At 73.3% G+C, this 26425-nt stretch carries 23 protein-coding genes and 1 riboswitch; of the genes, 7 read left to right on the top strand and 16 right to left on the bottom strand.

Translation table 11 applies throughout. The features are described from left to right. Positions 1-39: 39 nt before the first annotated feature. Positions 40-1401 (bottom strand): DUF5685 family protein, encoded by a 1362-nt coding sequence (locus MMF93_RS09145; RefSeq protein ID WP_242750694.1) that lies wholly within the window; start codon positions 1399-1401, stop codon positions 40-42. A 147-nt stretch (positions 1402-1548) separates the two neighbouring features. Here MMF93_RS09145 and MMF93_RS09140 point away from each other — a divergent pair, with 147 nt between their 5' ends. The 3 genes from MMF93_RS09140 to MMF93_RS09130 all read left to right on the top strand — a co-directional run bounded on the left by MMF93_RS09140 (position 1549) and on the right by MMF93_RS09130 (position 3810). Further along, complete coding sequence (locus MMF93_RS09140; protein ID WP_242750693.1) at positions 1549-1911, top strand: hypothetical protein; 363 nt, start codon at positions 1549-1551, stop codon at positions 1909-1911. 229 nt (positions 1912-2140) lie between these two features. Continuing rightward, positions 2141-3376, top strand: a complete 1236-nt coding sequence (gene thrS, locus MMF93_RS09135) for a threonine--tRNA ligase (protein WP_242750692.1) — start codon at positions 2141-2143, stop codon at positions 3374-3376. Between the two features lie 29 nt (positions 3377-3405). Continuing rightward, on the top strand, positions 3406-3810 hold the full coding sequence (locus MMF93_RS09130) for a hypothetical protein (protein ID WP_242750691.1): 405 nt from the start codon (positions 3406-3408) through the stop codon (positions 3808-3810). Positions 3811-3880: 70 nt separating this feature from the next. On the opposite strand, the gene MMF93_RS09125 is transcribed toward MMF93_RS09130, so the two are convergent. The 8 genes from MMF93_RS09125 to MMF93_RS09090 form a co-directional block, all read right to left on the bottom strand. Next, the gene (locus MMF93_RS09125) at positions 3881-4774 is read right to left on the bottom strand and encodes a (2Fe-2S)-binding protein (protein ID WP_242750690.1); all 894 of its coding nucleotides are present in this window, start codon (positions 4772-4774) and stop codon (positions 3881-3883) included. Then, positions 4771-5571, bottom strand: a complete 801-nt coding sequence (locus MMF93_RS09120) for an ABC transporter ATP-binding protein (protein ID WP_242750689.1) — start codon at positions 5569-5571, stop codon at positions 4771-4773. Before MMF93_RS09120 ends, MMF93_RS09125 begins: the two co-directional genes overlap by 4 nt. After that, entirely contained in the window at positions 5568-6584 is a 1017-nt protein-coding gene (locus MMF93_RS09115; RefSeq protein WP_242750688.1) for a FecCD family ABC transporter permease, read from the bottom strand. Before MMF93_RS09115 ends, MMF93_RS09120 begins: the two co-directional genes overlap by 4 nt. Before the next feature lie 4 nt (positions 6585-6588). Next, a complete protein-coding gene (locus tag MMF93_RS09110) occupies positions 6589-7623 on the bottom strand; it encodes an ABC transporter substrate-binding protein (RefSeq protein WP_242750687.1) in 1035 nt (344 codons plus the stop codon). After that, entirely contained in the window at positions 7620-8423 is an 804-nt protein-coding gene (locus MMF93_RS09105; protein WP_242750686.1) for an ABC transporter ATP-binding protein, read from the bottom strand. The genes MMF93_RS09110 and MMF93_RS09105 overlap by 4 nt, the downstream gene beginning before the upstream one ends. Beyond that, complete coding sequence (locus MMF93_RS09100) at positions 8420-9469, bottom strand: FecCD family ABC transporter permease (protein WP_242757399.1); 1050 nt, start codon at positions 9467-9469, stop codon at positions 8420-8422. Before MMF93_RS09100 ends, MMF93_RS09105 begins: the two co-directional genes overlap by 4 nt. Before the next feature lie 65 nt (positions 9470-9534). After that, on the bottom strand, positions 9535-10593 hold the full coding sequence (locus tag MMF93_RS09095; protein WP_242750685.1) for an ABC transporter substrate-binding protein: 1059 nt from the start codon (positions 10591-10593) through the stop codon (positions 9535-9537). Between the two features lie 67 nt (positions 10594-10660). Next, a riboswitch (cobalamin riboswitch) is annotated at positions 10661-10840 on the bottom strand. 490 nt (positions 10841-11330) lie between these two features. After that, on the bottom strand, positions 11331-12062 hold the full coding sequence (locus MMF93_RS09090; RefSeq protein WP_242750684.1) for a DUF7873 family protein: 732 nt from the start codon (positions 12060-12062) through the stop codon (positions 11331-11333). 169 nt (positions 12063-12231) lie between these two features. Between MMF93_RS09090 and MMF93_RS09085 the strand changes: the two genes are divergently transcribed. Next, positions 12232-14490 (top strand): terpene synthase family protein, encoded by a 2259-nt coding sequence (locus tag MMF93_RS09085; protein ID WP_242750683.1) that lies wholly within the window; start codon positions 12232-12234, stop codon positions 14488-14490. Here MMF93_RS09085 and MMF93_RS09080 read toward each other — a convergent pair. The 5 genes from MMF93_RS09080 to MMF93_RS09060 form a co-directional block, all read right to left on the bottom strand. After that, positions 14385-15467 carry a DMT family transporter gene (locus MMF93_RS09080; RefSeq protein WP_242750682.1) on the bottom strand — a complete coding sequence of 361 codons (1083 nt, stop codon included), beginning with the start codon at positions 15465-15467 and terminating at the stop codon, positions 14385-14387. The two genes, MMF93_RS09085 and MMF93_RS09080, sit on opposite strands and share 106 nt — an antisense overlap. Before the next feature lie 141 nt (positions 15468-15608). Next, the gene (locus MMF93_RS09075) at positions 15609-15845 is read right to left on the bottom strand and encodes a hypothetical protein (RefSeq protein ID WP_242757397.1); all 237 of its coding nucleotides are present in this window, start codon (positions 15843-15845) and stop codon (positions 15609-15611) included. Between the two features lie 192 nt (positions 15846-16037). Then, the gene (locus MMF93_RS09070) at positions 16038-17648 is read right to left on the bottom strand and encodes an FAD-dependent oxidoreductase (RefSeq protein WP_423835381.1); all 1611 of its coding nucleotides are present in this window, start codon (positions 17646-17648) and stop codon (positions 16038-16040) included. Between the two features lie 126 nt (positions 17649-17774). Further along, entirely contained in the window at positions 17775-18662 is an 888-nt protein-coding gene (locus tag MMF93_RS09065) for a TIGR01777 family oxidoreductase (protein WP_341483240.1), read from the bottom strand. A 58-nt stretch (positions 18663-18720) separates the two neighbouring features. Beyond that, positions 18721-19242: a DUF4240 domain-containing protein gene (locus MMF93_RS09060; RefSeq protein ID WP_242757393.1), complete on the bottom strand. Its 522-nt coding sequence runs from the start codon at positions 19240-19242 to the stop codon at positions 18721-18723. 247 nt (positions 19243-19489) lie between these two features. On the opposite strand from MMF93_RS09060, the gene MMF93_RS09055 reads away from it, so the two are divergent. Next, a complete protein-coding gene (locus tag MMF93_RS09055; RefSeq protein ID WP_242750680.1) occupies positions 19490-20440 on the top strand; it encodes an SDR family oxidoreductase in 951 nt (316 codons plus the stop codon). Positions 20441-20443: 3 nt separating this feature from the next. Here MMF93_RS09055 and MMF93_RS09050 read toward each other — a convergent pair whose 3' ends face one another. Next, positions 20444-21493: a helix-turn-helix transcriptional regulator gene (locus MMF93_RS09050; protein ID WP_242750679.1), complete on the bottom strand. Its 1050-nt coding sequence runs from the start codon at positions 21491-21493 to the stop codon at positions 20444-20446. A gap of 74 nt (positions 21494-21567) precedes the next feature. Here MMF93_RS09050 and MMF93_RS09045 point away from each other — a divergent pair, with 74 nt between their 5' ends. After that, a complete protein-coding gene (locus tag MMF93_RS09045; protein WP_242750678.1) occupies positions 21568-23076 on the top strand; it encodes a sodium-dependent transporter in 1509 nt (502 codons plus the stop codon). After that, positions 23076-23180 (top strand): methionine/alanine import family NSS transporter small subunit, encoded by a 105-nt coding sequence (locus MMF93_RS09040; protein ID WP_242750677.1) that lies wholly within the window; start codon positions 23076-23078, stop codon positions 23178-23180. The genes MMF93_RS09045 and MMF93_RS09040 overlap by 1 nt, the downstream gene beginning before the upstream one ends. Positions 23181-23474: 294 nt before the next feature. Here the strand turns inward: MMF93_RS09040 and aceE are convergent, their stop codons facing one another. Next, positions 23475-26171, bottom strand: coding sequence for a pyruvate dehydrogenase (acetyl-transferring), homodimeric type (aceE, locus tag MMF93_RS09035; protein ID WP_242750676.1), 2697 nt, complete (start codon positions 26169-26171; stop codon positions 23475-23477). Positions 26172-26425 lie beyond the last annotated feature (254 nt).

The following is a 26425-nucleotide window of genomic DNA, read 5'->3' as shown; positions in this document are numbered from 1 at the left end:
GGGCGATTCGGGCGTCACCGGCTCAGGGGGGGACGGGAGTCAGAGGCCGCAGTCGCAGCAGCTGCAGCACTCACAGCATTCGCAGCACTCGCACTTCTCGCAGCAGCCCGCGCGCTTCTTGCGGGACCAGGGGCCCTCGTACTCGTCGGCGCAGCACAGCTTGCAGGTGCAGCACAGGCCGATGAAGGCGGCGCAGCCGGCCCAGAAGCCACGCGGGGGCTTGCGGCCCTGGTGCCCGCCGGGGGTGCCCGAGCCGTCGGGGCCGTCCGGGCCGCCGCCGCCCCAACCGCCCCAGCCGTCGCCTCCGCCGCCGGGCGGCACCTCGCCGCCGCCCCGGTGCGGGTGCTGCCGCCCGCCCGGACCCTGCGGCGTCTGACCGTACGGTGCCTGGCCGTAAGGGTTGGCCCCGTACGGGTTCTGCGCGTACGGGTTCTGGCTGTACGGGCCGTGGGGGCCGGGGCCGGGGCCGTACGGGTTCTGGTGGTACGGGTTGCCGCTGCCGTCGTACGGGCCCGGTGCCTGGCCCGGGCCCGGGTGGGCGCACCGGGTGGTGCCGAACGCGCGGTCGACCGCGCGCGGCAGTTCGTGCACCAGCAGCACGTGGGCCAGCTTGGCCTCGGCGAAGTCCACGTCGCGCAGGGCCAGTCGGATGCCGTGCAGGGCGTCGTCGCACAGGCGCCGCGCCTCGGCCACCGTCGCGCCGGTCGCCGTCAGGGGGTTCCAGGCGCCTTCGGCCGCGTCCTGGTAGCGGTCCTCAACGGCGTCCAGGAGGTGGGCCAGGCGTCCGAAGAGGCGGCCCGCCTCGGCCAGCGGCGCGGCGTTGCCCGGCTTGCCCGCGAGGATCGCGGTGTGCGCGAACGCCGCCGCGGTCGCGGTCTCGGTCGGCTCGGTCACCGTCGTCAGCGGCGTGCCGGGGCCCGAGGCGTGCTCGATACCGGTCTGCCGGTCAACGGCGTCCACCAGGACCGCGGTGTCGAAGCCGAGGGTCCCGCCCGCGCGGGCGCCGGCCCTGTCCCAGCCCGCCGCTATCCGACGGGCGGCGGCGGCCACGGGACGGCGGCGCAGCATCCCGTTCCGGTCGGCTATGTGGTCCCGCACCTTCGCCGAGGCCAGCACCAGGGAGACGGAGGCGGCCAGCCGCGCGCCCTCGCCCTGCGCGACGGACGCCGTGCGCATGCCGCGCAGGGGGCAGGGCCCCGCGGTGCGGCGGGCCGCGTCGGCGCGGCCGGTCTGCGCGTCGGTGAGGACGGAGACGAGGAGGCCGTCGTAGTTGGTCACCACCCGTGCGAACTGCCCGTGGTCACCCCGCAGTGCCAGGCACAGCCCGCACAGGTGCGCCATCCACTCGGCCCGCAGCCCCTCGGACAGCCGGTGCTGACACGGCCTGACGATTCCGAACACGAGATCCCCCGTACATGTGACTCCTGCCGTGGTGCTCGGGCAGTGCGCCGATCGTACCCAGCCGCCCGGCACGGCCGTCCATCCTGTCCCGCACCTGTGCACGAAACCCGGCCCCGGCCCTCACACCGCTGGTGCACCATGGTGCGCATGTCCAGTGTGCTCATTCTCGGATTCGATCCGCACGCGGTACCCGGTACGGACGGTGCGCCACTCCGGGTGGCGCTCGATGGGGAGTTGGCCCGGTTCGCCGACCACGCACTCGACGCGTCGGTGACGCTGCTGCCCGCCGACGCGTCGGCCGTCTCGGTGGCGGTGGCCGCGCTGACCGAGCGGGAGTGGGACGTGGTCGTCATCGGGGGCGGCATCCGCAAGCCGGAAGGCGCGCTGCTCTTCTTCGAGCAGGTCGTCAACCTGGTCCGCGAACACGCTCCCGGTGCGGCCCTGGCCTTCAACTCCGGTGTCGGCGACACCTTCGAGGCGGCCCGGCGCCGGCTTCCGGCCGCACCCTGACGGTGCGGCCGGAAACCGGGTGCGCGCCGCCCGCCCCGCTGTTACGTTCGACGGCATGAACCGCGCCCCGCGCAGTGCCGACGCACGCATTGCCCTGACGACGACGCCGGAGCAGGCCCCGGCGCGCTGAGTGACGTACTGAACGACGAAGCCCCGGGCCGAGCGCCCGGGGCTTCGTCGTGGTGGCGGCCCACGTGGCGGCCCGGCCCCGAAGAACCAGGGAGCCCGGATGAACACCGCACAGCACGATCACCGCCGCCTGGGCCGCGAGTTGGCCCTCTTCGACACCGACCCGCTCATCGGCGCGGGACTGCCGTACTGGCTGCCGGACGGTGCGGCCGTCCGGCACGCCGTGGAGGAGTACATCACGGAGGCCGAACGCCGCGCCGGATACCGCCACGTGTACTCACCGGTGCTGGGCAAACGCGAACTCTACGAGACCTCCGGGCACTGGTCGCACTACGCCGACGCCATGTTCCCGCCCATGGAGCTGGGCGACGGCGAACAGGTGGTGCTGCGGCCCAGCCTGTGCCCGCACCACGCCGTTCTCTACCGCTCCCGCGCTCACAGCTACCGTGAGCTGCCGTTGCGGTTCGCCGAACTCGGCGGCATGTACCGCTCCGAGCTGTCCGGGGTGCTGGGCGGGCTCACCCGCGTACGGGCGATCCAGCTCAACGACGCGCACATCTTCTGCACTCTCGACCAGGTCGCCGACGAGGCGCATGCCGCGCTGGAGATGATCCGCGACGCCTACCGTGCGCTGGGCATCTCCGCCGCCCGCTACCGCCTCTCACTGCCGGGGCCCGGCGGCAAGTACGTGGCGGCGCCCGAGGGGTGGCGGCGGTCCACCGCTGTGCTGGCCGACGTGCTGGAGCGGACGGGGCTGCCGTACGAGGCGGTCGAGGGCGAGGCCGCCTTCTACGGGCCGAAGATCGACGTGCAGGTCGCCGACGCGGCGGGCCGTGAGGCGACCCTCTCCACCGTCCAGGTCGACTTCCACCAGCCCGAACGCTTCGACCTGCGCTACGTCGGCGCCGACGGCGCCCGGCACCGGCCCGTCATGGTGCACCGCGCCGTCATCGGCAGCATCGAGCGCGCCGTCGCCCAGCTGATCGAGGTGCACGGGGGAGCGTTCCCCGCGTGGCTGGCCCCCGTGCAGGTGGTCGCTCTGCCGGTCGCCGACGGGCAGCTCGGCGAGGCCGAGGACGTCGTACGCCGCTGTGACGACGCGGGGTTGCGGGCCAGGGTCGCAGGACCTGAGGCGGGGAGTCTCTCGGCCAGGATCCGCGCGGACCGGCTCGTTCCGTACCAGGCGGTCATCGGGGAGCGCGAGGCCGCTGCCCACGCCGTCGCCCTGCGCCTGCGCGACGGTCGGCGCCTGGCCCCGATGCCGGCCGACGAGGCGGTCGCGCGGCTGTCAGGGCGCGTCGGGGCCCGCAGCACCGGGCTGTGGGACCAGCCCTAGGCTGGCCGTGAGCCACGGGAGGGGAACACATGCCGACATGGGGCCTCATGAGGGAGGCGAGCAGGGGGGCGGGGCAGCACAAGTACCTGATGCCGGAGCTGCTCGGACACTTCGACGGGACCCGCGAGGAGGCGCTGGCCGAGTTGCGGAGCCGCGCGCGGCGCTACGAGCCGTCGCGCCCGTGGAACCCCAAGCGCCGTCGGCTGTTCAGGGAGCGGGACGGCTACCTGCTGGTGGTGACGGGGTCCTGGGAGTCCTTCTGCACGCGGTACTCGATCGCGGAACTGGTCGAGGACTCCGACGCACCACAGGAGACGGCGGCCCCGGACCGGAGCGCACCGGAGCCCGAACCGACGCCCGCCCCCTCGCCGGAGCGGTACACCGACGGGGTGCCGGTGAAACCGGCCTGGCTGGGGCGCACCGACCTGCCCTGAGCAGCTTCCGGGCGCCGCAGACCGCCCGGGGGCGGGCGAGCCCCCCCGGGCGGTCTGCGGCGCCCGGGGGTCACCGGGCCGCGTACGCCCGTAGGCGTTCCGCACGCGGGGTGAGGCAGCAGCTGGCGCAGCGGACCGCCTCGGCGCTGGTGTAGTAGAGGCAGCAGGTGTTGCGCAGGTAGTGGAGGCGGCGGCTGCCGTCGCGGTGGGTGACCTCGGCGAGGTCACCGAGCCGGGCGAGCCCGGGGAGGGGCCGGACGAACTTCGCCCAGAGCGCGGCCAGTTCCGCGCTCGGCCGGGGAGCCGCCGCGCTCAGCGCCGTCGCACAGCCGTGTGCGACGCCGCCGTACAGCTGCCGCAGCCCCGCTCTGGTGGCGCCGTGCAGCGCGCGGGCGAGCGGCAGCAGGTGGGTGTTCAGCACCGCCTCGTGGAGCGCGGGCAAAGTGGCGGCCCGCTCCCGGGCAGGGGCGGCGAGCAGCCGCGGCTCACGCAGCCGCACCCCCGTGATGCCGTGGCTGCCGGGACGCACCAGCACGTTGTGCGGCCGTACGTCCCACACGCCGCCGTGCAGCACCCAGCCCAGCATCGCCGCCGCCGTCACCCGCCCCGCGTAGACGGCGACGAGGGTGAGGGCCGCCGCGTGCGCGGTGCGGTGGCCGCTGCCCCGCCACTCGGCGCCGAGCAGCCGCGACAGCTCCCCGCCGCCGCCCACCCCGGCACCGCACCCCCGAGCGCCCCCGTCGGCGCGCCCCCGGGCGCCACCGCCGCCGCACCCCCGAGCGCCCCCGTCGGCGTAAGGGGCCAGCAGCCGGTCGGCGGGCAGCCAGGTCTCCGACCGGGCCTCGGGCCCGGTCGGTTCGCCCGGCAGCATGTGGTAGCGCGGGCCGTACGTGGACGCCAGGTCGGTCAGGGCGGACAGCGCGGTCAACTCGTCCACGAGCACGGGCTCGTACGGGGCGCTCATCGGCGTACGTCCTCCAGGTCCGGCGGCAGGTAGACCACGGTCGGCGCGCCGGTACGGGGGTGCACGCGCACTTCGGCACGCACCCCGTACACCCGGGCCAGCAGCTCCTCGGTCAGCACCTCGCCGGGCGGCCCCGACGCCACCGTCCGCCCGGCGTCCAGCACGTACAGCCGGTCGCAGAAGTAGGCGGCGAGGTTGAGGTCGTGCAGGGCGAGGAGCCCCGTGGCGGGCAGGTCCCGTACGAGCGTCAGCAGCTCCCACTGGTAGCGCACGTCCAGGTGGTTGGTCGGTTCGTCCAGGGCGAGCAGCCCCGGGCCCTGGACCAGCGCGCGGGCCACCAGGACGCGTTGCCGCTCGCCGCCGGACAGCGATTCGAACGGGCGGGCGGCCAGCGCGGCGGCGCCCGCGTGCTCCAGCGCCTCGGCCACCTGGGCGGCGTCCCGCGCGGTGTCGCCCTCCCAGAACCGCTTGTGCGGGGAGCGGCCCATCGCCACGACCTGCCGCGCGGTCAGCCCGAATCCGCCGCCACCGTCCTGCGGTACGACCGCCACCTTGCGGGCCCGTGCCTTGGCGCTCAGTGCCGCGCCGTCGTCGCCGTCGAGCAGGATCCTGCCCCGTGTGGGGCGCAGGGTGCCGTAGACGCACCGCAGCAGGGTGGTCTTGCCGCTGCCGTTGGGGCCCACGATCCCGACGGTCTCGCCGGGCCGCGCCTGGAGCGTCACCTCCTGGAGGAGGGCGCGCCCCTGCTCCACCTCGTAGGTGACCTCCTCGGCGCGCAGCGCGCAGGCGCGCGTCATGCCCACGCCCCCTCGCCGCGCTGGGAGCGGCGCAGCAGCCACAGGAAGAACGGGCCGCCGGTCAGCGCCGTCAGCACGCCGACGGGAATCTCCTGCGGGGCCGCGACCGTGCGGGCGGCCAGGTCGGCCAGCACCAGGAAGGCGGCTCCGCCCAGCGCGGCGACGGGCAGCAGGGCGCGGTGCGCGGCGCCGACGACCATCCGGGCCGCGTGCGGCACCATCAGGCCGACGAACCCGATGGAGCCGCTCGCCGTCACCAGCACCGCGGTGACCAGGGACGCCAGGACGAACGCGGCGGCGCGGAAGCGGCCCACCTCCAGGCCGAGCGTGGTGGCGCCCTCCTCGCCGGCCAGCAGCAGGTCCAGCGGCCTGGCCAGCGCCAGCAGCAGTGCCAGCCCTGCCAGCAGCACCAGCGCGGGCAGCGCCAGGGTGTCCCAGCGGGCCTGGCCGAGCCCGCCGAGAGTCCAGAAGAGGAGGGCGCGCAGGTGTTCCTTCTCGGAGGAGGTCACCAGCACCAGGCTCGTCAGCGCGGAGAGCACGTACTGCACCGCGACCCCGGCCAGCACCAGCCGTCCCGTCGTCATCGTGCCGCCGCGCCGCGCCATGGCGTACACGACGAGCAGCGCCACCATCGCCCCGGCGAACGCGCCCGCGGACATCGAGACGGCGCCGATCCCGAACACGACGACGAGCGCGGCGCCCGTCGAGGCGCCGGAGGAGATGCCCAGCAGGTAGGGATCGGCCACCGGGTTGCGCACCAGTGCCTGCAACACCGCGCCCACCAGGGCGAGTCCGGCGCCGACGACGGCGGCCAGCAGCACCCGGGGCAGCCGCACGTCCAGCACGATCGTGGTGAAGGGCGAAGGACCTGAGCGGCCCGTCAACGCGGCCAGCACCTCGCTGACGGGGATGCGCGCCGAGCCGAGGGCCAGTCCGGCGACGGCGCCGGCGAGCAGCACGGCGGCCAGCGCGGCGCACACCAGGGTGCGCCGCAGCGGTGAGGTGCGGGGCACGGGCTCAGGCACCGTTGTGTCGCGGGTGGAGTTGGCGTGCCAGGTCGTCCACCGCTTCGGGGACGCGCGGGCCCAGCACAGCGGAGGAGAGCGGCAGTACCGCGAACCGCCGGTGCTTGATGGCGGGCACGTCGGCCAGCGCCGGATCCTGAAGCAGCCGCTTCTTCTTCTGGGCGAGAGTCGTCCCGCCGTAGTCGTAGAGCACCACGACGTCCGGCGCGCGCTGCACGACCTTCTCCCAGGAGACGTCGGCGAAGGGCTTGTCGACGTCGGCGAAGACGTTGCGGGCACCGGCTCTGCGCAGGATCTCGTTGCCGATGCCGGTGCCGCCCGCGGTGAACGCCGAGCCCTCGCCGCTGTCGTAGACGAAGACCCGCGTCTTCCCGGTGTCCTCGAGCCGCTTCGCGGTGGCGGCCAACTGCTTGTCCTGCGCCGCGATGAGGGCCTCGCCGCGCTCGGGCACTCCGAAGACGCGGGCCACCTGGCGGATCTCCTTGTGGAGGGTGGCGATGTCCGTGTGGTCGGTGCACGCCTCCAGGTTCAGGCGCGTGGAGACGCCGCCGTCTTCGAGCGCGGCCCGGTCGCGGCCCTCCGTCTTGTCGAAGGCGCTGGCGTATCCGCCGTAGACGAAGTCGGGGTTGGCGGCCAGCAGCACCTCCTTGGAGGGGTACTTGCCGGCCAGCACCTTCACGCCCTCGTACGCCTTGCGGTAGCGGGGGAGGATCGCGTCGTCCAGGTAGGCGGTGCCGGCCATCCTGTCCTGCAGGCCGAGGGCGAGCAGGACCTCGGTGACGTGCTGGTTCATGGTCACGGCCCGCTCGGGCGGCGCCGTGAAGGTCGTCTTCACACCGCAGTTGGTGACCGTGTAAGGGAACCCTTCGGGCGCGCCCTCGCCCGTGGCGCCGTCGGCACGGGTGCCGCTCCCGCACGCGGCCAGCGGTATCAGCAGCAGCGCGGTGAGCAGCCCGCGCACGGCGCGTCCCGCACCGGCCCGCCTGGTCGCGGCGCGTGCCGTATCCGCCCGTCTGGTCCGGATCATGAGGCCTCCTCCGCAGTGTTCCCCGGTTCCGTCTCCTCCTCGGGCAGGAACCGCACCGAGGGCCGCCCGCCCGGGCCTTCGGCGGTCACCACCGAGCGCACCCCGTACACCTGGGCGATCAGCTCCCGGGTCAGCACCTCGCCCGGCGGGCCCGCCGCCTCCACCCGGCCCCGGCGCAGCACCACCAGGTGGTCGCAGAACATCGCCGCCAGGTTCAGATCGTGCAGCGCGACCACACTGGTGACCGGGCTGCGGGCGACGAGGGCCAGCAGCTCCAACTGGTGGCGCACGTCCAGGTGGTTGGTGGGCTCGTCCAGCAGCAGCTCGCTCGGCCGCTGAGCCAGCGCGCGGGCGATCTGCACCCGCTGCCGCTCGCCGCCCGAGAGGCTGTGCCAGGGCTGGTCGAGCCGGTCGGCCAGCCGGGTGCGCTCCACCGCTTCCCGTACGGCCGCCTCGTCCTCGGCCCGTGGCCCCGTCCAGGCGCCGGGGTGCGGGATGCGGCCCAGTCGCACCACGTCCCCGACGGTCAGCTCGACACCCGTCTCGGCGTGCTGCTCGACCACCGCGACCCGCCGCGCCACGGCCTTGCGGCCGACCTCGCGCAGCGGCCTGCCGTCGAGGGCGACCACTCCGGAGGCGGTGGCCCTGATGCCGGCCAGCAGCCGCAGCAGCGTCGACTTGCCCGACCCGTTGGGGCCCAGCAGCCCCACGGTCTGCCCGGGGCACGGGTCCAGGCTCACCCCGTCGACGACGAGCCGTCCGCCGGCCCGCCACGAGACGTTCTGTGCGCTCAGGCTCACAGGCCCGCCCCCGCCGCGTCGTGGGTGCTGCGGCCGCGCCGCCCCCGGTGCAGGATCAGCACGAAAGCCGGCACGCCGAGCAGCGAGGTCGCCACTCCGACGGGCAGCTCGCGCGGGGCCAGCAGGGTGCGCGCCGCGGTGTCCACCCAGACCAGGAACACGGCGCCCAGCAGCGCGGTGACCGGCAGCAGCCGCCGGTGTGCGGGCCCGGTCAGTGCGCGCGCCGCGTGCGGCAGCACCAGCCCGACGAAGCCGATGGCGCCCGCCGAACTGACCAGGACGGCCGTCAGCAGTGCTGTCACCAGCAGCAGCGTCAGCCGCAGCCGCCGCACCCGCACACCCAGCGCGGCCGCCGCCTCGGGCCCGAAGGCGAAGGCGTCCAGCGCGTGGGCCCGCGCCAGGCACACCACCAGGGCGAGCGCCAGCGCCCCGCAGCCCACGGCCACCTCGCCCCAGCCCGCGGAACCGAGCGAGCCCAGCAGCCAGAACAGCACCCCGCGGGTCTGCTCGGCGTCGGCGGAGAGGAAGACGATCAGCGAGGTCAGCGCCGAGAAGAGCTGCATGGCGGCGATACCCGACAGCAGTACGCGGTCCGTCGTACCGCCCGAGGTGTGCGCGAGCAGCAGCACCAGCGCGAAGGAGAGGGCGGCGCCGGCGAAGGCGCCGGCCGACAGGGAGAGCGCCCCGCCGCCGACGCCGAGGACGACCACGCTCACCGCGCCCGTCGAGGCGCCGGAGGAGACGCCCAGCACGAACGGGTCGGCGAGCGGGTTGCGCAGCAAGGACTGGAGCACCGCACCGCACAGCCCGAGACCGGCACCGCACACGGCGGCCAGCAGCGCGCGCGGCAGCCGCAGTTCCCACACGATGCCCTCGCGGATCGGGGTGAGCCCGGCGTCCGCTCCGCCCAGCCGCGCGACGACGACGCGCCACACGTCGGCCACGCCGATCCCCGCCTGCCCGACGGTGATGACCAGCGCGACCGACACCGCGCAGGCCGCCACCCCGAGCACGCACACGACGGCGGTGCCCCGCCCGCTGCGCAGCGCGAGCGTCCACCGCCGGGAGCGCCCCGCACCTGGCGCGGCCGACCGCAGGATGGGCCCTGCGGTCACTTCGCGTGCTCCGTGAGGTGGAGGTCCCGCAGACCGCGTGCGACCTTCTCCACCCCCTCGACGGTGCGGATCGAGGGGTTCATCGCCGCCCCTGGCAGCAGCACGTACCGCTTGTGGCGCACCGCCGTCATGTGGCGGGTGACCGGGTCGGACTCCAGCTTCTCGATCTTGGCCTTCGCCGTCTCGGCGGTCTGGTTCTCGCGGGTCAGGTCGCCCAGCACGATGACGTCGGGGTCGCGGTCTGCCACGGCCTCCCAGCCGACCTGCGGCCACTCGTCGTGCGTGCCGGCGAAGGCGTTCTCGGCGCCGACCGCCCGCGTGATGACGCCCGGCGCCCCGCAGCAGCCGGCCACGTAGGGGGACTCGGAGTTGGCGAACCAGTACATGACGGAGGTGCCGTGCGCGTCCACGCCCTCCGTAGCCTTCCGCATCCTGGCCCGGAGGTCCGCGACGAGCCTTTCACCGCGCTCCTGGACACCGAACGCCTTCGCCAGGTCGCGGACCTCGCCGTAGACGGTGTCCATGGTCAGCGGCGCGCGGCGCGCTCCGTCGCCGTTCGACCCGGACTTCTTGGCGCAGTCGGCGGGGGAGAGGTAGGTGGGCACGCCCAGGCCGGCGAACTTCTCCCGCGGGGCGACCCCGCCCTTGTCGAGGGTGGCGGAGAACGAGGCGGTCACCAGGTCGGGTTCTTCGGAGAGCACCTTCTCCATGGCCGGGTAGCCGTCGGCCAGCCGCTCCACCTTCGCGTTCTCCTTCTCCAGCCCCTTCATCACCGGGTCGGTCCAGGTGCCGGTGCCCGCCATGCGGTCGGCGAGGCCGAGGGCCAGCAGGATCTCCGTCGAGCCCTGGTCGAGCGAGACGGCGCGCTGGGGGCGGTGCTTGAGGGCGACCTCGTGCCCGCAGTTGTGCAGGGTGCGCGGAGAGCCCGCTTGCCCGGCCTTGTCCGCGGCGGTTCCCGGCGGGGGCGCCGTTCCGCAGCCCGCGACGGCCGGCAGGAGGGTGAGGGCGAGGGCGGGAACCGCGGCCCGCAGGGCCCCACGGCGCGTTCGGCGCATGGCCAGCTGTGTCCTTCTCCGTCGTAAGGCTCAGTCGCGGAGCCCGGCGTGCCACCGCCTCCGAGGTCCCGGAGTGCGGGTGCCAGCAGGTTTTCGGACTCGGGACTCTCGGAGTGTGCGCCTTCCCAGGGACCGCGCCCCAGTGGCCTCGTGCACACCCCAGTCCCACACCGCTGCGCGTCAGCTCCGGATTCGCACCGGATTCCCTGACCCGTTCAAGGGTTTGACTGGCGGCTGCAACGTACCACGCGGTCAGCGGACCGGAGTCAGGGGGAGCTAGGGGGAGCTAGGGGGTGCTAGGGGGTGCTAGGGGGCGCTAGGGGGAGGAAGGGGGGAGAAGTGACAGAAGGGACCCCGGGGCTTTGCCCGGCCCCGGGGTCCTGGGTGCCGTTCGTTCGCACGTCCCCAGCGGTTGATGGGCGGATCGTTCGGCGATGTCCTCGCGTGGAGCCACTCCACCACGGCCGCACGAAGAACGGCCGGCCGGGTTCGAACCGGCGTCTCGAGGTCGTCACCGCCCCGGTTGCCGGACGATGAACGGCGATGCTGAGCGTGGAGCGAGAGGTTGAGACTGACCGGGGCCTGACTGTGGCAGTGCCGCCGGGGGTTCACACATCAGCTTCAGTTTCAGCTTTGCGCTCCTGGCGCACCCCGGGCGGCAAGAGTCTGAATCTTTGCCCGGGGAGTCTGAGGGTGTCGGTGCGCGCTCGGCACACCTGAGCGGTCAGGAGAAGTGCTCAGGAGAAGAGGTAGCCGAAGACGGCGTCTCCGACGCGCTGGTCGGTCACCTCCGTGGCGTTGGCCTCCTCGCGGGCGAACTTCACCGCGGCGGAGAGCTTCTCCAGCCGCTCCAGCAGCTCGTTGACGCGCCGCGCGGGAAGGGCGCCGGAGTACTTGACCGTCGTCCAGTACCCGACGGGGATGTCCTCGTAGTAGACCTCGACCTGGGCCGGGTGCTTCTCGGTGGCCTCCGCCTTCACGTGGTTGCGCGGCACCTTCTTGGTACGGACCGTACGGACCTGCTCGGTCTTCCACCAGTCCGTGGACGGGTCCCGCTCCCAGGCCTCCGCGCCGTCCAGCACGGGCAGCCTGCGCAGGAAGGTGCCCAGTTCGCCGAGCTGCTTCTCCAGGAAGAGCAGGTAGGAGACCGGCACCTCGGCGAGCACGGTGCGCCCGTCGACGGCGATGTCCGCGCGGGCCGTGAGGTTCGACCAGTCCTTCGTCGCCGTCACGTCGAACAGCCGCGTGAGGATCTTCGCCGTTTCCTTCAGCACATCCTCGGCCTTGACCTGCACCCGCGTCGACTCCGGCGGAAGCTGCTCGCCCTCTTCGTCCTTGGGCTGGTACGTACGCGAGATACCGGCGAGCATCTGCGGCTTCCCCAGCCCGTGCTGCGCCTGCGCCAGGTCCTGGGCCACCTTGGACTTGACGCCCTTCTCGACTGCGATGATCTGATTCAGCTTCGCCACGTTCGCGAACCTAGCAGCCCAACCTCCCCGCCCACCACGGGATTTGTTCGACAGCCTCGTCACGGCACTGTCCGCGCCGTGTCCCACGTCCGGGTGAAAAAGGATGTCGATCGCTTCGCCCCGGGTAGGCCAAGTCCGCCAGCCAATCGAGCGACTGGGGGACCGGACGTTGTCGCAACCCTTCGAACTGCCCGACTTCTACGTGCCGTACCCGGCCCGCCTCAACCCGCACCTGGAAGCGGCACGGGCCCACTCCCGCGAGTGGGCGGCGCGGCAGGGGATGCTGGAGGGCTCCGGGGTATGGGACACCGCGGACCTGGACGCGCACGACTACGCGCTGCTGTGCGCCTACACGCACCCGGACGCGAGCGAGGACGACCTGGCGCTGGTCACCGACTGGTACGTGTGGGTCTTCTTCTTCGACGACCACTTCCTGGAGATGTTCAAGCGCACCCAGGACCGCGCGGGCGGCAAGGCGTACCTGGACCGGCTCCCGCTGTTCATGCCGCTGGAGGACACCGCGGCGGTGCCCGAGGCCACCAACCCGGTCGAGGCCGGGCTGGCCGACCTGTGGGCGCGCACCGTGCCGTCGATGTCCCGTGACTGGCGCGCCCGGTTCGCCGTGAGCACCGAGAACCTGCTCAACGAGTCGCTGTGGGAGCTGTCCAACATCAACATCGGCCGGGTGCCGAACCCGGTCGAGTACATCGAGATGCGCCGCAAGGTCGGCGGCGCCCCCTGGTCGGCGGGGCTCGTGGAGTTCGCCGCGCACGCCGAGGTGCCCGCCGCCGTCGCGGGATCCCGCCCGCTGTGCGTGCTGCGCGACACCTTCTCCGACGCCGTCCACCTGCGCAACGACCTGTTCTCCTACGAGCGCGAGATCGGGGACGAGGGCGAGCTGTCCAACGGCGTCCTCGTCCTGGAGACGTTCCTGGACTGCACCACCCAGGAGTCGGCCGAGGCGGTCAACGACCTGCTGACCTCCCGCCTCCAGCAGTTCGAGCACACCGCACTGACCGAACTGCCCGCGCTCTGCGCCGACAAGGGCCTCGACCCGGCGGAGCAGGCCGCCGTCGCCGCGTACGTCAAGGGGCTCCAGGACTGGCAGTCCGGCGGCCACGAGTGGCACATGCGCTCCAGCCGCTACATGAACGGCGGCGCGGCCGCCGCCGGGGACACGGGCCCGGCAGCCGCCCGCCTGCCGTTCGTCCCCGAGGGTCTGGGCACCTCCGCGACGGACATCCTCGCCAGCATCGCGCGCACCGCCCCGCAGCGCGTCCGCTCCTTCACCCACGTACCGCACGAGCGCACGGGCCCCTCGGTGCTGCCCGCCTTCGAGATGCCCTTCACGCCTCAGCTCAGCCCCCACCTGGACGGCGCGCGCGAACGGGTCGTCACCTGGGCCCGCGCGATGGGGCTGCTGGACTGGCAGCCTGACGTGCCGGGCGGCCGGGTGTGGGACGAGGAGCTGATCCGCGACAACGACCTGCCGCTGTGCGCCGCCGGCATTCACCCCGACGCCACCCGGGACCAACTCGACCTCTCCTCCGCCTGGCTGGCCTGGGGCACGTGGGGCGACGACTACTATCCGGTCCGCTTCGGCCGCACCCGCGACCTGGCGGGCGCCAAGGAGTGCACCGAGCGCCTGTCGCTGTTCATGCCCGTCGAGGGCGAGCCCGCTCCGCCACCCGCCGGCCCGCTGGAGCGTTCGCTGGCCGACCTGTGGGCGCGCACGGCGGGCCCGATGTCCGTGGCCAAGCGCCGCCGCTTCCGCGCGGCCATCGAGACCATGGCGGAGAGCTGGCTGTGGGAGCTGGGCAACCAGGCGGCCAACCGCATCCCCGACCCCGTCGACTACGTCGAGATGCGGCGCAGGACCTTCGGCTCCGACCTGACGATGAGCCTGTGCCGGCTGGCCCATCCGGACAGCATCCCCGCGGAGATCTACCGCAGCGGCCCCATGAAGTCGCTGGAGAACGCGGCGGCCGACTACGCCTGCCTGCTCAACGACGTCTTCTCGTACCAGAAGGAGATCGAGTACGAGGGGGAGATCCACAACGGGCTGCTCGTCGTCCGCGACTTCTTCGACTGCGACTACCCGACGGCGCTGCGCATCGTCGACGACCTGATGACCTCCCGCATCAGGCAGTTCCAGCACGTGGCGGCGCACGAGTTCCCCGTGCTCTACGACGACTTCGCCCTGGACGAGGACGGCCGGGCCGCGCTGGACGGGTACGTGCGCGAGCTGGAGAACTGGATGTCGGGCATCCTCGTGTGGCACCGCGACTGCCGCCGCTACACCGAGAGCGACCTGCGGCGGCACTACGCGCCGGGCTGGCCGTTCGACGGCCCCGCGGGGCTGGGCACGTCGGCGGCCAGGCCCGCGCTCGGCGCTTCTTCCGGGGGGCCTGTTCCGGCACGGGGGTGAGACCGTTCGCCGTGTGCGGTCCGCGGGCCGGTTGTGGCTTCTCGCGCCGTTCCCCGCGCCCCTTCGGGGCGCCGGGCGGTGGGGGAGGTGCGGCCCGAGCGGGAGACCGCCACTCCGGCCAGGCACAGTAGGCCGCCCGCGAGCGTGATCAGGGCGGGCACCTCGTCCAGGGCGAGCCACGACATCAGCACGACGAGGACGGGGACCACGTAGGTCGTGGAGCCCATGCGGCCCGCGGTGGTGCGGGAGAGCGCGAAGGCCCAGGTGGAGAAGGCCAGTGCGGTCGGGAAGAGGCCCAGATAGACGACGTTGAGCGTCGCCGGCAGCGGCGCGTCGCCGGCCTGCGTGAGGAGTTGGCCGCTGAAGGGCAGGCAGGCGACGAACCCGATGAGGCAGCCGAACGCGGTGACCTGGAGTGGTGAGGCGTGCCGCAGGGCCGGCTTCTGGCTGACGACACCGATGGCGTAGGCGATGGCGGCCAGCAGGCACAGCACCACTCCCAGCGGGGAGGAGTCGCCGCCCTGCGACACGGACAGGCCCACGGTCACGGCGCCCGCGAACGAGACCGCGATGCCGGCCATCAGCCGGGGCGGGAACCCCTCCTTGAGGAACCGGCCGGCCAGCAGCGCCATCAGGATGGGGCCGACGTTGACGACCATCGCGGCCGTCCCCGCGTCGACCAGGCGTTCGCCCCAGTTGAGAGCGACCATGTAGCCGCCGAACCACAGCACGCCCGAGGTGGCGATGCCGGGCCACGCGGCCCGCGGCGGTAGCCCCTCGCGCCGCAGCAGCAGCGCCGCGCACAGCACGAGGGCTCCGGCGCCGAGCCGGCCCAGGGCCATGGCGCCGGGGGAGTAGTGCTCGCCCGCGCTCCGTATGGAGACGAACGCGGAGGCCCACAGCACGACCGTGACCGCTGCCGCCGCCAGCGCCGCGGCCTCGCATCTCGTCTTCCCCGCCACCGTCCCTGCCCCCATTCCAGGCTCCCTCCGTGGCTCACGGGCCCTGCCCGCTCGTCCGTGTCAGGACCGTAAGTCATGGATGGTAGTGACGCCAGCGGTTTTGCGACGGCGTCCTGCGGGCCCGCCCCGGGGGCTCTCCGGGGCGGGCAGCGGTGTTCAGGGCAGCAACGAGCGGACCAGGCGGCAGGTGACGGGCGACGGCGGGTGCACGCCGATGCGCTGCGCCGTCGCGTGGATGGTGTGGTCGCAGGCTTGCTCGGCGGTGTAGACGCCGGTGTCGAGCAGGGCTATGGCGATGCGCATGGCCTTCAGTTGGCGGTTGTGCGCCACGTACCACGCGCGCGGCCGCCCTGCCGGCAGCGGCTTCTTCGGCAGAGTCGGCAGCGTGGACATGGCCGGCAGCTGCGGCTGCTGGTGCCGCGGGCGGCCGGTGGGGCGGGTGTGGGAACGGGAGGTACGGGTACGGACAGCAGTCATCGACGGCTCCTTCGATGCGTCGGTGCGCTCCCTGGCAACTCCTTGAATTCTACCCGCCCCCACTGACAAAACCCGCTGGTCACCCCGGAGTTCGGGACGCCTGTTCGATTAGGCTGCGGTCTCTTCCTGCGCCGCTCCCGGCGGCGGCGCCGGCAGCCGGAAGTCGCGCAGGATCTGCTCCGTCGCGCGCTGCGCCGAACCGACCGCGCCACGCGGCGTACTGGTGTCCCGGTGCTCTCCGCACACGTAGAGGCCCGACAGCACCCGCACGGGACGCCGGGGATCGTGCGGGGCCGGCATCGCCACGACCGCCTCCGGGTCGTGGTACGCCGCCAGCAGCTCCCACCGGTCCGTGGACGTGCCGTAGACGCCCGCCAGTTGCGCGCGTGCCGCCTTGTCCAGCGCCGCGGCGGGGGAGGCCGACCGCTCGCCCAGCACCACCGACGTGACGAGCGTGCGCCCGTGACCGGCGCGCGAGGGGTCCACGGCCGACGCCACCCAGGTGTGGCTCACCGGATCGGTCTCGGCCCCGGCTTCCCCCGCGCCCGACCCCGCACCGCCCCGCCGCTGCGCGCACACCGTGAAGGAGGCGCCCGCCGCGCCGGTCGGCAGCCGTTCCTCCACGGCGTGGTGCAACACCGTCACCGGGTGGAAGTCCGGCACCCTGAGCCCCGGCAGCAGGCCGGCGGCCGACCGGGCACCGGTGGCCACCAGCGCCGCCTCGCACGGATACGTGCCGTGCCGCTCGGTCCCGACGGCGTGCGTGCTCACCGAGGTCACCCGGACACCTGTGCGTACCGTGCCCGGTGGCAGCGCCGCGGCCAGCAGTGCGCAGACCTGGGCCTGACCGCCCGCGGGGACGCCCAGGCCGCCGCGGACGAAGCCGTGCAGTGTCAGGTCGGCGACCCGGCTGGAGGTCGTCAGCTCCGGGTCGGACAGCAGCGCCGTCAGCAGCGGACGCATCAGCGTCCGCGCCGCCCGGGACGGCAGCCCGCGCGCGGACAGCGCCTGGGCTGCCGTCAGTTCGGGGCGCAGCAGCAGCCCCTGCGCGGGGGCCGAAGCGAAGCGGCCCAGCGCCCCGCGCAGCCGTGCCAGCCCGAACGCGTCGGACATGTCGGCGCGGCTGCGCGCGCCGCCAAGTGCGCGGGCGGTCGACAGCGCGCCTCGCGCACTCTGTGCGCCCCTCGTGCGCCGGTCGAGGCGCGCGGTACGGGGCGCGCAGTCCTGACCCTCGCCCCCTCGCGGGCCCTGCGGAGGATACGGGCCCTCGCCGTCCGGTGCGCGCCCTGCGCCGCGCGGCCAGGGCCGTGCCGCGACCCGGTGCGTACGGTCCTGGCAGTGCAGCAGCGCGCCCGGCGCGAACGGGCGCAGGTCGAGCGCGTCCAGCGCGGGCAGCCCAGCGAACGCCGCACCGTCCTGGGCCAGGTCCAGCACCCCGGGCGTGCGGTCGAGGCGGTAGCCGTCCACCACGTCGGTCGCGAGCCGTCCCCCGGCCCGGGGCGCCGCCTCCAGGACGACGACGCGCAGGCCCGCGCGGGTCAGCCGGTAGGCGGCCGTCAGCCCGGCCAGGCCGGCACCCACGACGACCACGTCCGCGGTCTGCTCCCGGCCGACTTCGTCCGCCCGAGGCCCACCACCCGTGCCTGCGCGGTTCGTCTGTGCGCTGCTGATCGGCACTGTCCCTCCCGACGTCGACGGCGTGCGGGTCCGGTTGCTCATTGCCTGATGCCCCGGTGCGCGTGGCTCATACCCGTGTTCGAGGGTTGGTGTGGGAACAGCGTGCGCGGTACGTCGCGCGGGGGGCGCCCGGATGCATGGCCGCGGGCGCCCGGGAGGACGGGAGGGTCACAGCGCTGCCCTGATGGCCGCGGTCACGTCGGGGAAGGCGAACCGGAAACCGGCGTCGAGCAGCCTGCGGGGCAGCACCCGCTGGCTGCCGAGCACGTCCCCGGCGAACTCGCCGAGCGCGAACCGCAGGGCGGGCGCGGGCACCGCGAAGGGAGTGGGGCGGTGCAGTACGCGACCCATGGCGGCGGTGACCTCCCGGTTGGTGGCGGGGTGGGGGGCCGTCAGGTTGACGGGACCGGAGAGGTCGGCGTGGTTGAGCAGGAAGCGGAGGGCCGCCACGTGGTCGTGCAGGGCGATGTGGCTCCAGTACTGGCGGCCCGTGCCGAGGCGCCCGCCGAGCCCGGCGCGGAAGAGCGGGAAGAGCCGTCCCCACGCGCCGCCGCCGCGGGCGACGACCAGGCCGGTGCGTGCCGACACGGTGCGGATGCCCGCGTCCGTCGCCGGCCTGGCCGCGGCCTCCCAGTCCTGGCACAGGTCGGCGAGGAAGCCGTCGCCGGGCCCTGCCGACTCGTCGACGGCGCGGTTCCCGGTGTCGCCGTAGTACCCGATCGCCGTACCGAGCAGCAGGGTGTGCGGCGGGTTCTCCAGCGTGGCGAGGGCGGTGGCCAGCGTGCGGGTGCCCCGCACCCGGCTGTCGCGGAGTTCGCGCTTGTACGCCTCCGTCCAGCGGCGGTCGCCGACGCCGGCGCCCGCGAGGTGGACGACGGCTTCGCAGCCGACGAGTCCCGCGGTCTCGACGTGGCCCTCCTGTGGATGCCAGGTGACCTCGTCGGCGGCGGAGGCGGGGCGCCGCACGAGCCGGAGGACGTCGTGTCCCTCGGCGCGCAGCGACCGGGTGAGCGCAGTGCCGATGAGTCCGGTGGAACCGGTGACCGCGATTCGCATGGGCCCATCCTGGCGCATGCCCCCGCGCGGGCCCGGGCGCCGGGCCCCTCGCGGCCCGTCAGTCGTTCCGGAAGCGGTCCCACAGCTTCGGCAGACGCTCGGCCAGCGCGGTGGGGTTCTCCAGGTCGAGGGGGACGCCCGCGGGGTCGGCCGGCGCCTCGGGAAGGCCCAGTTCGGGCAGGACGGTGCCGGTCAGCTGCTCGTACGCCTCGTCGGCGGCGAAGCCCAGTTCCTCGCCGTCCCCGTCCAACTCCTCGTCGAAGTCGGCCAGCAGCCCGGCGAGGGCGTCCGCGTCGTGCGCCGCGCCCTCGAAGACCTCTCTGCCCTGGCCGATCAGCCAGCAGCGGAACCCGTCGAAGACGTCGTCGCTCGCCCCGTCGAGCAGGATCCATGCGGCGGCCCACAGGTCCCACTGGTAGGCGCGGCTGTAGCGGGACTCGAAGTGGCGGGCGAAGTAGGTCACGGCGTCGGGGTCGAGCTGGGTGAGCCGCTCGACGAGCAGGTCGGCCTGTTCCTCGGGGTCGCCGTCCGCCTCCCGGCGTGTGGAGTCGATCAGCGCCCAGAACTCCGTCTCGTCCATCACGCCCCCAGCATCGGGCCTGCGCGGCCGCAGCGCACGCGGAGTACGCCAGATGCGGCTGTGTCGTTATGCGCGCTCGTTCTCGGCGCTCGCCGTGCGCGCTCGCCGTGCGCGCTCGTTGTGTGTGCCGCTCCTCGGCGCGCTGTCGGCATATCCGACAGGGGATGTCAGGTATCGCTGTCAGCGTGGTCGCCGTATCCCTCGCACGTGCCGATCGCGCGTGCGTCCGTGACGCGAGGAGGAACAGGTGCCGGAGACGAACAGCGCCCGCGGCCGGCTGGCCGGCAAGGTCGCCCTGGTGGCGGGGGCGACCAGGGGAGCGGGGCGGGCCATGGCCGTGGAGCTGTGCCGCGCGGGGGCCACCGTCTACGCGACCGGGAGGACGACCAGGAAGCGGACCAGCGAGGTCGGCCGGGCGAGCGAGACGATCGAGGAGACGGCCGAACTGGCGACCGAGGCGGGCCGCGAGGAAGGAGGGGGCACGGGCATCGCCGTCGCCGTCGACCACCTCGAAGCCGAACAGGTGCGCGACCTGATCGCCCGTATCGACCGTGAGCAGGGCAGGCTCGACATCCTCGTCAACGACCTGTGGGGCGGCGACCACCTCGTCGGCTTCGGCAAGAAGCTGTGGGAGCACGATCTGGCCGATACGCTCCGCGTCCTGCGGCTGGGCATCGACAGCCATCTGATCACCAGCGCCTGCGCGCTTCCCCTGCTGACCCGACGCCCCGGCGGGCTGCTGATCGAGGTCACCGACGGCACCGAGGAGTCCAACCGGAACTACCGCGAGCCCCTCTCCTACGACCTGGCCAAGGCCGCGCCCCTGAGGATGGCCCGCGCGCTCGCCCAGGAGACGGCCGAGTACGGCACCACCGCGGTGTGCCTGACCCCGGGCTGGCTGCGCTCGGAGGCGATGCTCGACACCTACTTCCACGTGACGGAGGAGAACTGGCGCGACGGCTGCGCCACCGACCCGCACTTCGCCATCTCCGAGACCCCGGCCTTCGTCGGCCGCGCCGTGGCAGCCCTCGCCGCCGACCCTGACGTGGCGCGCTGGAACGGGCAGTCCCTCTCCAGCGGCGGACTCGCCCAGGTCTACGGCTTCACCGACGCGGACGGCTCCGCGCCGGACGCCTGGCGCTACCTGGCCGAGGTGCAGTTCGCGGGGAAACCGGCCGACGTGACCGGTTACCGCTGACCGTCAAGCCGGCGGCAGATCCCGGCCTCGCGGCAGGTCCCCGGCCGCCGGCAGGTCCCCGTACAGCGCCGCAGCGCGGCGCGCCGCCGCGGCGAACCTGGCGCGCAGCGACGGCGGCGCCAGCACCTCGCACTCCGGGCCGAGGCCGGAGAGCTGGCCGAAGGCGACCTCCTGGCTCTCCACCCGCAGCGCCACCGTCGTACGCCCGTCCGCCTCGCTTGTGCCGGCCGCCAGCGCCTCGTCGGCCGCGGCCCTGTCGGTGACGTGCCGCAGCTGCCGGGTGCCCGCCGCGGTGAGCCGCAGCGTCACCTGGGAGCGCAGCAGGGAGCGCGCGAACGACGCCGCGCGCTCCGCCCAGAACGCCGCCAGGTCGAAGGCGGGCTCGCGGACGAAGTGCGCGTCCCGCACGGCGACCTCGGTGAACCGGTCGACGCGGTACACCCGCCAGGCCTCGCGGCCCGGGTGCGCCGCGTCGGCCGGCACCCGGGCCGCCAGATACCACCGCCCCGCCTTCAGCACCACCCCGTAGGGCTCCAGCTCCCGCTCCACCTCGCCGCCGCCGCGCTCGTCCTTGCGCCGGTAGCGCACCGCGGCCCGCCGGTCCGACCACACGGCGTCGGCCAGCGCGGGCAGCAGCGGCAGTGCCCCGGGCGCCTGCCACCAGCCGGGCGCGTCCAGGTGAAAGCGCTGCGCAGACCCCTCGTGCACGTCCCGCAGCGCGGGATCGAGCGCGGCGGAGACCTTCAGCCGCGCCGCCGAGGCCGCGTCCTCCAGACCCAGGTCACGCAGCGCCGAGGGCACCCCGGACAGGAACAGCGCCTCCGCCTCGCTGCGGCCCATCCCCGTCAGCCGCGTGCGGTAGCCGCCGACCAGCCGGTAGCCCCCCGCGCGCCCCCGGTCCGCGTACACCGGCACGCCTGCCTCGGACAGGGCGAGGACATCCCGCGCGACCGTGCGTTCGGAGACCTCCAGCTCGGCGGCCAGCTCGCCGCCGGTCATCTCCCTGCGCGCCTGCAGCAGCAGCACCATTTTGATCAGCCGCGCTGCCCGCATGGTGAATACCCCTCCCGCGGTCTTTGTCCCGCTGTTAACGTTCCGCCAGTTATACAGCGAACAAGGAATCGGTCATGTCTCAGCAAACTCGCGAACAGTGGGGCTCGCGAACCGGATTTCTGATGGCCGCCATCGGCTCCGCCATCGGACTGGGCAACATCTGGCGCTTCCCCGCGGAGGCGTACAAGAACGGTGGCGGGGCCTTCCTCCTGCCGTATCTCGTCGCGTTGCTCACCGCGGGCCTGCCCCTGCTCATCCTCGAGTACTCGGTGGGCAGGAAGTACCGGAAGTCACCGCCCGTCGCCTTCCGGCAGATATCCAAGCCCGCCTCCGTCATCGGCTGGTGGCAGGTCGCCATCTGCTTCGTCATCGCCAGCTACTACGCCGTGATCGTCGCCTGGGCCCTACGGTATGCGGGCTTCTCCTTCGGCAAGGACTGGGGCAAGGACCCCGAGACGTTCTTCTCCGCGGACTTCCTGCACGCGGGATCCGAGCCGGGGCTGCCCACCAGCTGGGTCGGCGGCGTCTTCTGGCCGCTGCTGGCCGTGTGGCTCGTCGTCCTGCTCATCCTGGCCCTGGGCGTACGCCGCGGCATCGAGCGCTCCAACCAGGTCTTCATCCCTCTGCTGGTGGTCTTCTTCGTCGTCCTGGTGATCCGCGCCGTCACCCTCGACGGCGCGGCCGAGGGCCTCGACGCGCTCTTCTCACCCGACTGGGGAGCGCTCACCGACGGAAGCGTCTGGGTCGCCGCCTACGGGCAGATCTTCTTCTCCCTGTCCATCGGCTTCGGCATCATGGTCACCTACGCCTCCTACCTGGGGCGCCGCTCTGACCTGACGGGCTCCGCGCTGGTGGCCGGCTTCGCCAACAGCTCCTTCGAAATCCTGGCGGGCATCGGGGTGTTCGCCACCCTCGGCTTCATGGCGCAGGCCAACGGCGTCGCCGTCGGCGAGGTCGTCACCGACGGGGTCGGCCTCGCCTTCATCGCCTTCCCCGCCGTGATCTCCCAGATGCCGATGGGCGGCCTCTTCGGCTTCCTCTTCTTCGCCTCCCTGGCCATCGCGGGCATCACCTCACTGGTCAGCATCGTGCAGGTGATCATCTCCGCGGTGCAGGACCGCACCGGCATGCGGCGGCTGCCCGCCGTGTGGGGCGTCGGCGGCCTGGTCGCCGTCGTCTCGCTGCTGCTGTTCCCGACGGACGCGGGTCTGGCCCTGCTCGACTCGGCCGACCACTTCATCAACCAGTACGGCATCGCGCTGGCCGCGCTCGTCTTCCTCGTCGTCATGGGCTGGGTACTGCGGCGGCTGCCGGCCTTCCAGGCCCACGCGGACGAGACCTCCGCGATCCGGCTGGGCCTGTGGTGGCGCGTCTGCCTCGGAGTGGTCACCCCGCTGGTACTCGGCTGGATGATGGTCGACAGCCTGCGCGCCGAGTTCGACGAGAACTACGGCGGATACCCGACCTCGTTCCTGGCCTGGGCGGGATGGGGGATCGCCGGCGGTGCGCTGGTGGTCGGCGTCCTGATCGCCCTCGTCCCCTGGCGCACCGCGCCGCGAGCCGAGCGGGAGGAGGTGCGCTGATGTCGGCAGGAGCCGTGGTGATGATGGCCGCCGCCATCCTCATCGTGTGGGGAGGCCTGATCGCCGCCGTGCTGCGTCTGCGGCGGCACCCGGACCCGGAGTAGCACGGCCGGAACCAAGTGCAGCGCAGGGCTCGCCGCGTCGTCCGCGGCGGGCCCTGCGCCGTGTTCCGGGGCGCCCCGGCAGCCGAGCTGCTCCAGGACCCGGGCGTGCGGCGCCGCAACCCGCGGCAGGGCCGACGGGGACGGTGGCCGGCGTCAGGGCCGACGGGGACGGCGGCCGGCGGCTGGGGCGCTGCGGACCTGAAACATCCGGCCCCCGGGGCACCCCACGCGGAAAGGGGCCTCCGCCGCGTGGCGGAGGCCCCTTGTCTGCCCGTCGGGCGCGGACGGATGTCCTTACGCCAGGCCGTACTTCTCGGCAGCCTTGCGGACGTCCTCCGACTTGACCTCGCCGCGCCGTGCCAGACGCGAGAGCGCGGCGACGACCACGGACTCCGGGTCGACACCGAAGTGGCGGCGGGCGCCCTCGCGGGTGTCGGAGAGGCCGAACCCGTCGGTGCCGAGCGAGGACCAGTCCTGCTCGACCCACTGGCTGATCTGGTCGGGCACGGCCCGCATCCAGTCGCTGACGGCCAGCACGGGTCCTGGCGCACCCTCCAGCGCGCGGGTCACGTACGGCACGCGCTCCTCACCGCGCAGCGCCGCCGCGTCGCACTCCATGGCCTCACGCCGCAGCTCGGTCCAGGACGGCGCCGACCACACGTCGGCGGCCACACCCCACTGATCGGCGAGGATCTTCTGCGCGTCGAGGGCCCAGTGGATGGCGGTGCCGGAGGCGAGCAGCTGGAGGCGCGGGGCGTCCTTGGGGGCGCTGTCCGCCTCGCGGAAGCGGTAGAGCCCCTTGAGGATGCCCTCCTCCACGCCGTCGCCTTCCGGCATGGGCGGCTGGACCTTGGTCTCGTTGTAGACCGTGAGGTAGTAGAAGACGTCCTCCTGCTGGTCCGCTTCCGGACCGTACATCCGGCGCAGGCCCTCCTTGACGATGACGCCGACCTCATAGGCGAACGCCGGGTCGTAGGAGAGCGCCGCGGGGTTGGTGGAGGCCAGCAGGTGGGAGTGGCCGTCGGCGTGCTGGAGGCCTTCGCCGGTCATCGTCGTACGGCCGGCGGTGGCGCCGATGACGAAGCCGCGGCCGAGCTGGTCGGCGAGCGCCCAGAACTGGTCGGCGGTCCGCTGGAACCCGAACATCGAGTAGAAGATGTAGAACGGGATCATCGGCTCGCTGTGCGTCGCGTACGACGTGGCGGCCGCGGTGAAGTCCGCCAGCGAACCCGCCTCGGTGATCCCCTCGTTGAGGATCTGGCCGTTCTCGGCCTCCTTGTAGTACAGGAGCTGGTCGCGGTCGACCGGGTCGTAGTTCTGGCCCAGCGGCGAGTAGATGCCGGCGGAGGGGAAGAGCGACTCCATGCCGAAGGTGCGGGCCTCGTCGGGGACGATCGGCACCCAGCGCTTGCCGGTCTCCTTCTCCCGCATCAGGTCCTTGACCAGGCGGACGAACGCCATGGTGGTGGCGATCTCCTGCGAGCCCGAGCCCTTCTTGAGCGCCTCGAACGGCTTGTCGGCGGGTGCCGGCAGGCCGACCGCGTGGACGCGGCGGGCCGGCGCGGGGCCGCCCAGCTCGGCGCGGCGCTCCTGGAGGTAGCGCACCTCGGGCGAGTCGGCGCCCGGGTGCACGTAGGGCACCAGCTCGTCGTCCAGCTTGCTGTCCGGAATCGGCAGCTCCAGCAGGTCCCGCATGGCGCGGAACTCCTTGCCGGTGAGCTTCTTCATCTGGTGGTTGGCGTTGCGGGACTCGAAGCCCGGGCCCAGGGTCCAGCCCTTGACCGTCTGCGCCAGGATCACCGTCGGCGCGCCCTTGTGCTCGACGGCCGCCTTGTACGCCGCGTACACCTTGCGCGGCTCGTGCCCCGCGCGCGAGGTCTTGAACAGCTCGGTGATCTTGTCGTCACCCAGCAGCTTGCCGATCTCGGCCAGCGCCGGGGAGGCGCCGAAGAAGTGCTCGCGGATGTAGGCCGCGTCCCGGGTGGCGTACGTCTGGAACTGGGCGTCCGGCACCTCGCGCAGCCTGCGGGTGAGCGCTCCTGTGGTGTCCAGCGCGAAGACCTCGTCCCACGCGGAGCCCCACAGGGACTTGATGACGTTCCATCCAGCGGCGCGGAACTGGGCCTCCAGCTCCTGCACGATCTTGAAGTTCGCGCGGACGGGGCCGTCGAGGCGCTGGAGGTTGCAGTTGATGACGAAGGTGAGGTTGTCCAGCTGCTCGCGTCCGGCCAGGGCGAGGGCTGCGGTCGACTCGGGCTCGTCCATCTCGCCGTCGCCGAGGAAGGCCCACACGTGCGAGGCGGAGGTGTCCTTGATGCCCCGGTTCGTCAGGTAGTTGTTGAAGCGTGCCTGGTAGATCGCGGAGATCGGGCCCAGGCCCATGGAGACCGTGGGGAACTCCCACAGCCACGGCAGGCGGCGCGGGTGCGGGTAGGACGGCAGCCCGTCACCGCCGGACTCCTGGCGGAAGCGGTCGAGGTGGTCCTCGGTGAGCCGCCCGTCGAGGAACGCGCGGGCGTAGACGCCGGGGGAGGCGTGGCCCTGGACGTAGAGCTGGTCGCCCGAGCCCCCGTCCGCACCCTCCTTGCCCTTGAAGAAGTGCTCGAAGCCGGTCTCGTAGAGCCACGCCGCCGACGCGAACGTCGCGATGTGGCCGCCGAGGCCGTAGCGGCTGCCGCGGGTGACCATGGCGGCGGCGTTCCAGCGGTTCCACGCGGTGATGCGGGACTCCATCGCCTCGTCGCCGGGGAAGGCCGGCTCGGCCGAGGTGGGGATGGTGTTGACGTACTCCGTCTCCAGCAGCCCTGGCACGGCCAGGCCGCTGTGCTGGGCGTGCTCGACGGTGCGACGCACCAGGTACGCGGCTCGTTCGCCGCCCGCGTGCGAGGAGACGGCGTCGAGCGACTCACGCCATTCGCCGGTCTCCTGCGGATCGCGGTCCGGGAGCTGGTCGAGCTCGCTCGGATGCGGCGGGCGTACGGGGTCGGGCATGGTGGCCACCTTCCGGACGTGTAGGCCCCTCCAAACGGGTCGGGAGGGCGGTTGTGCGAGTGGGCTTTGCAACCCTGAACGGGCAGGACAGGGGGCACCCAACACAAGGACTCTACGCCCGTGATCGATGATCGATCAAAGGATCGGAAGGTAAAAACCGCCCACGACCCGAAATTGGCATTCCGTGCCTCGAAACAAGGCACGGAATGCCAGGCGCAGGGGTCGGCCCGAAGGGGCGCGGGGAACTGCGCGAC

This window comes from Streptomyces tubbatahanensis, from assembly GCF_022699385.1.
Lineage (GTDB): Bacteria > Actinomycetota > Actinomycetes > Streptomycetales > Streptomycetaceae > Streptomyces > Streptomyces diacarni.
The sequence above is the reverse complement of the archived record's forward strand: the minus strand, read 5'-3'. Positions and strand labels throughout refer to the sequence as shown.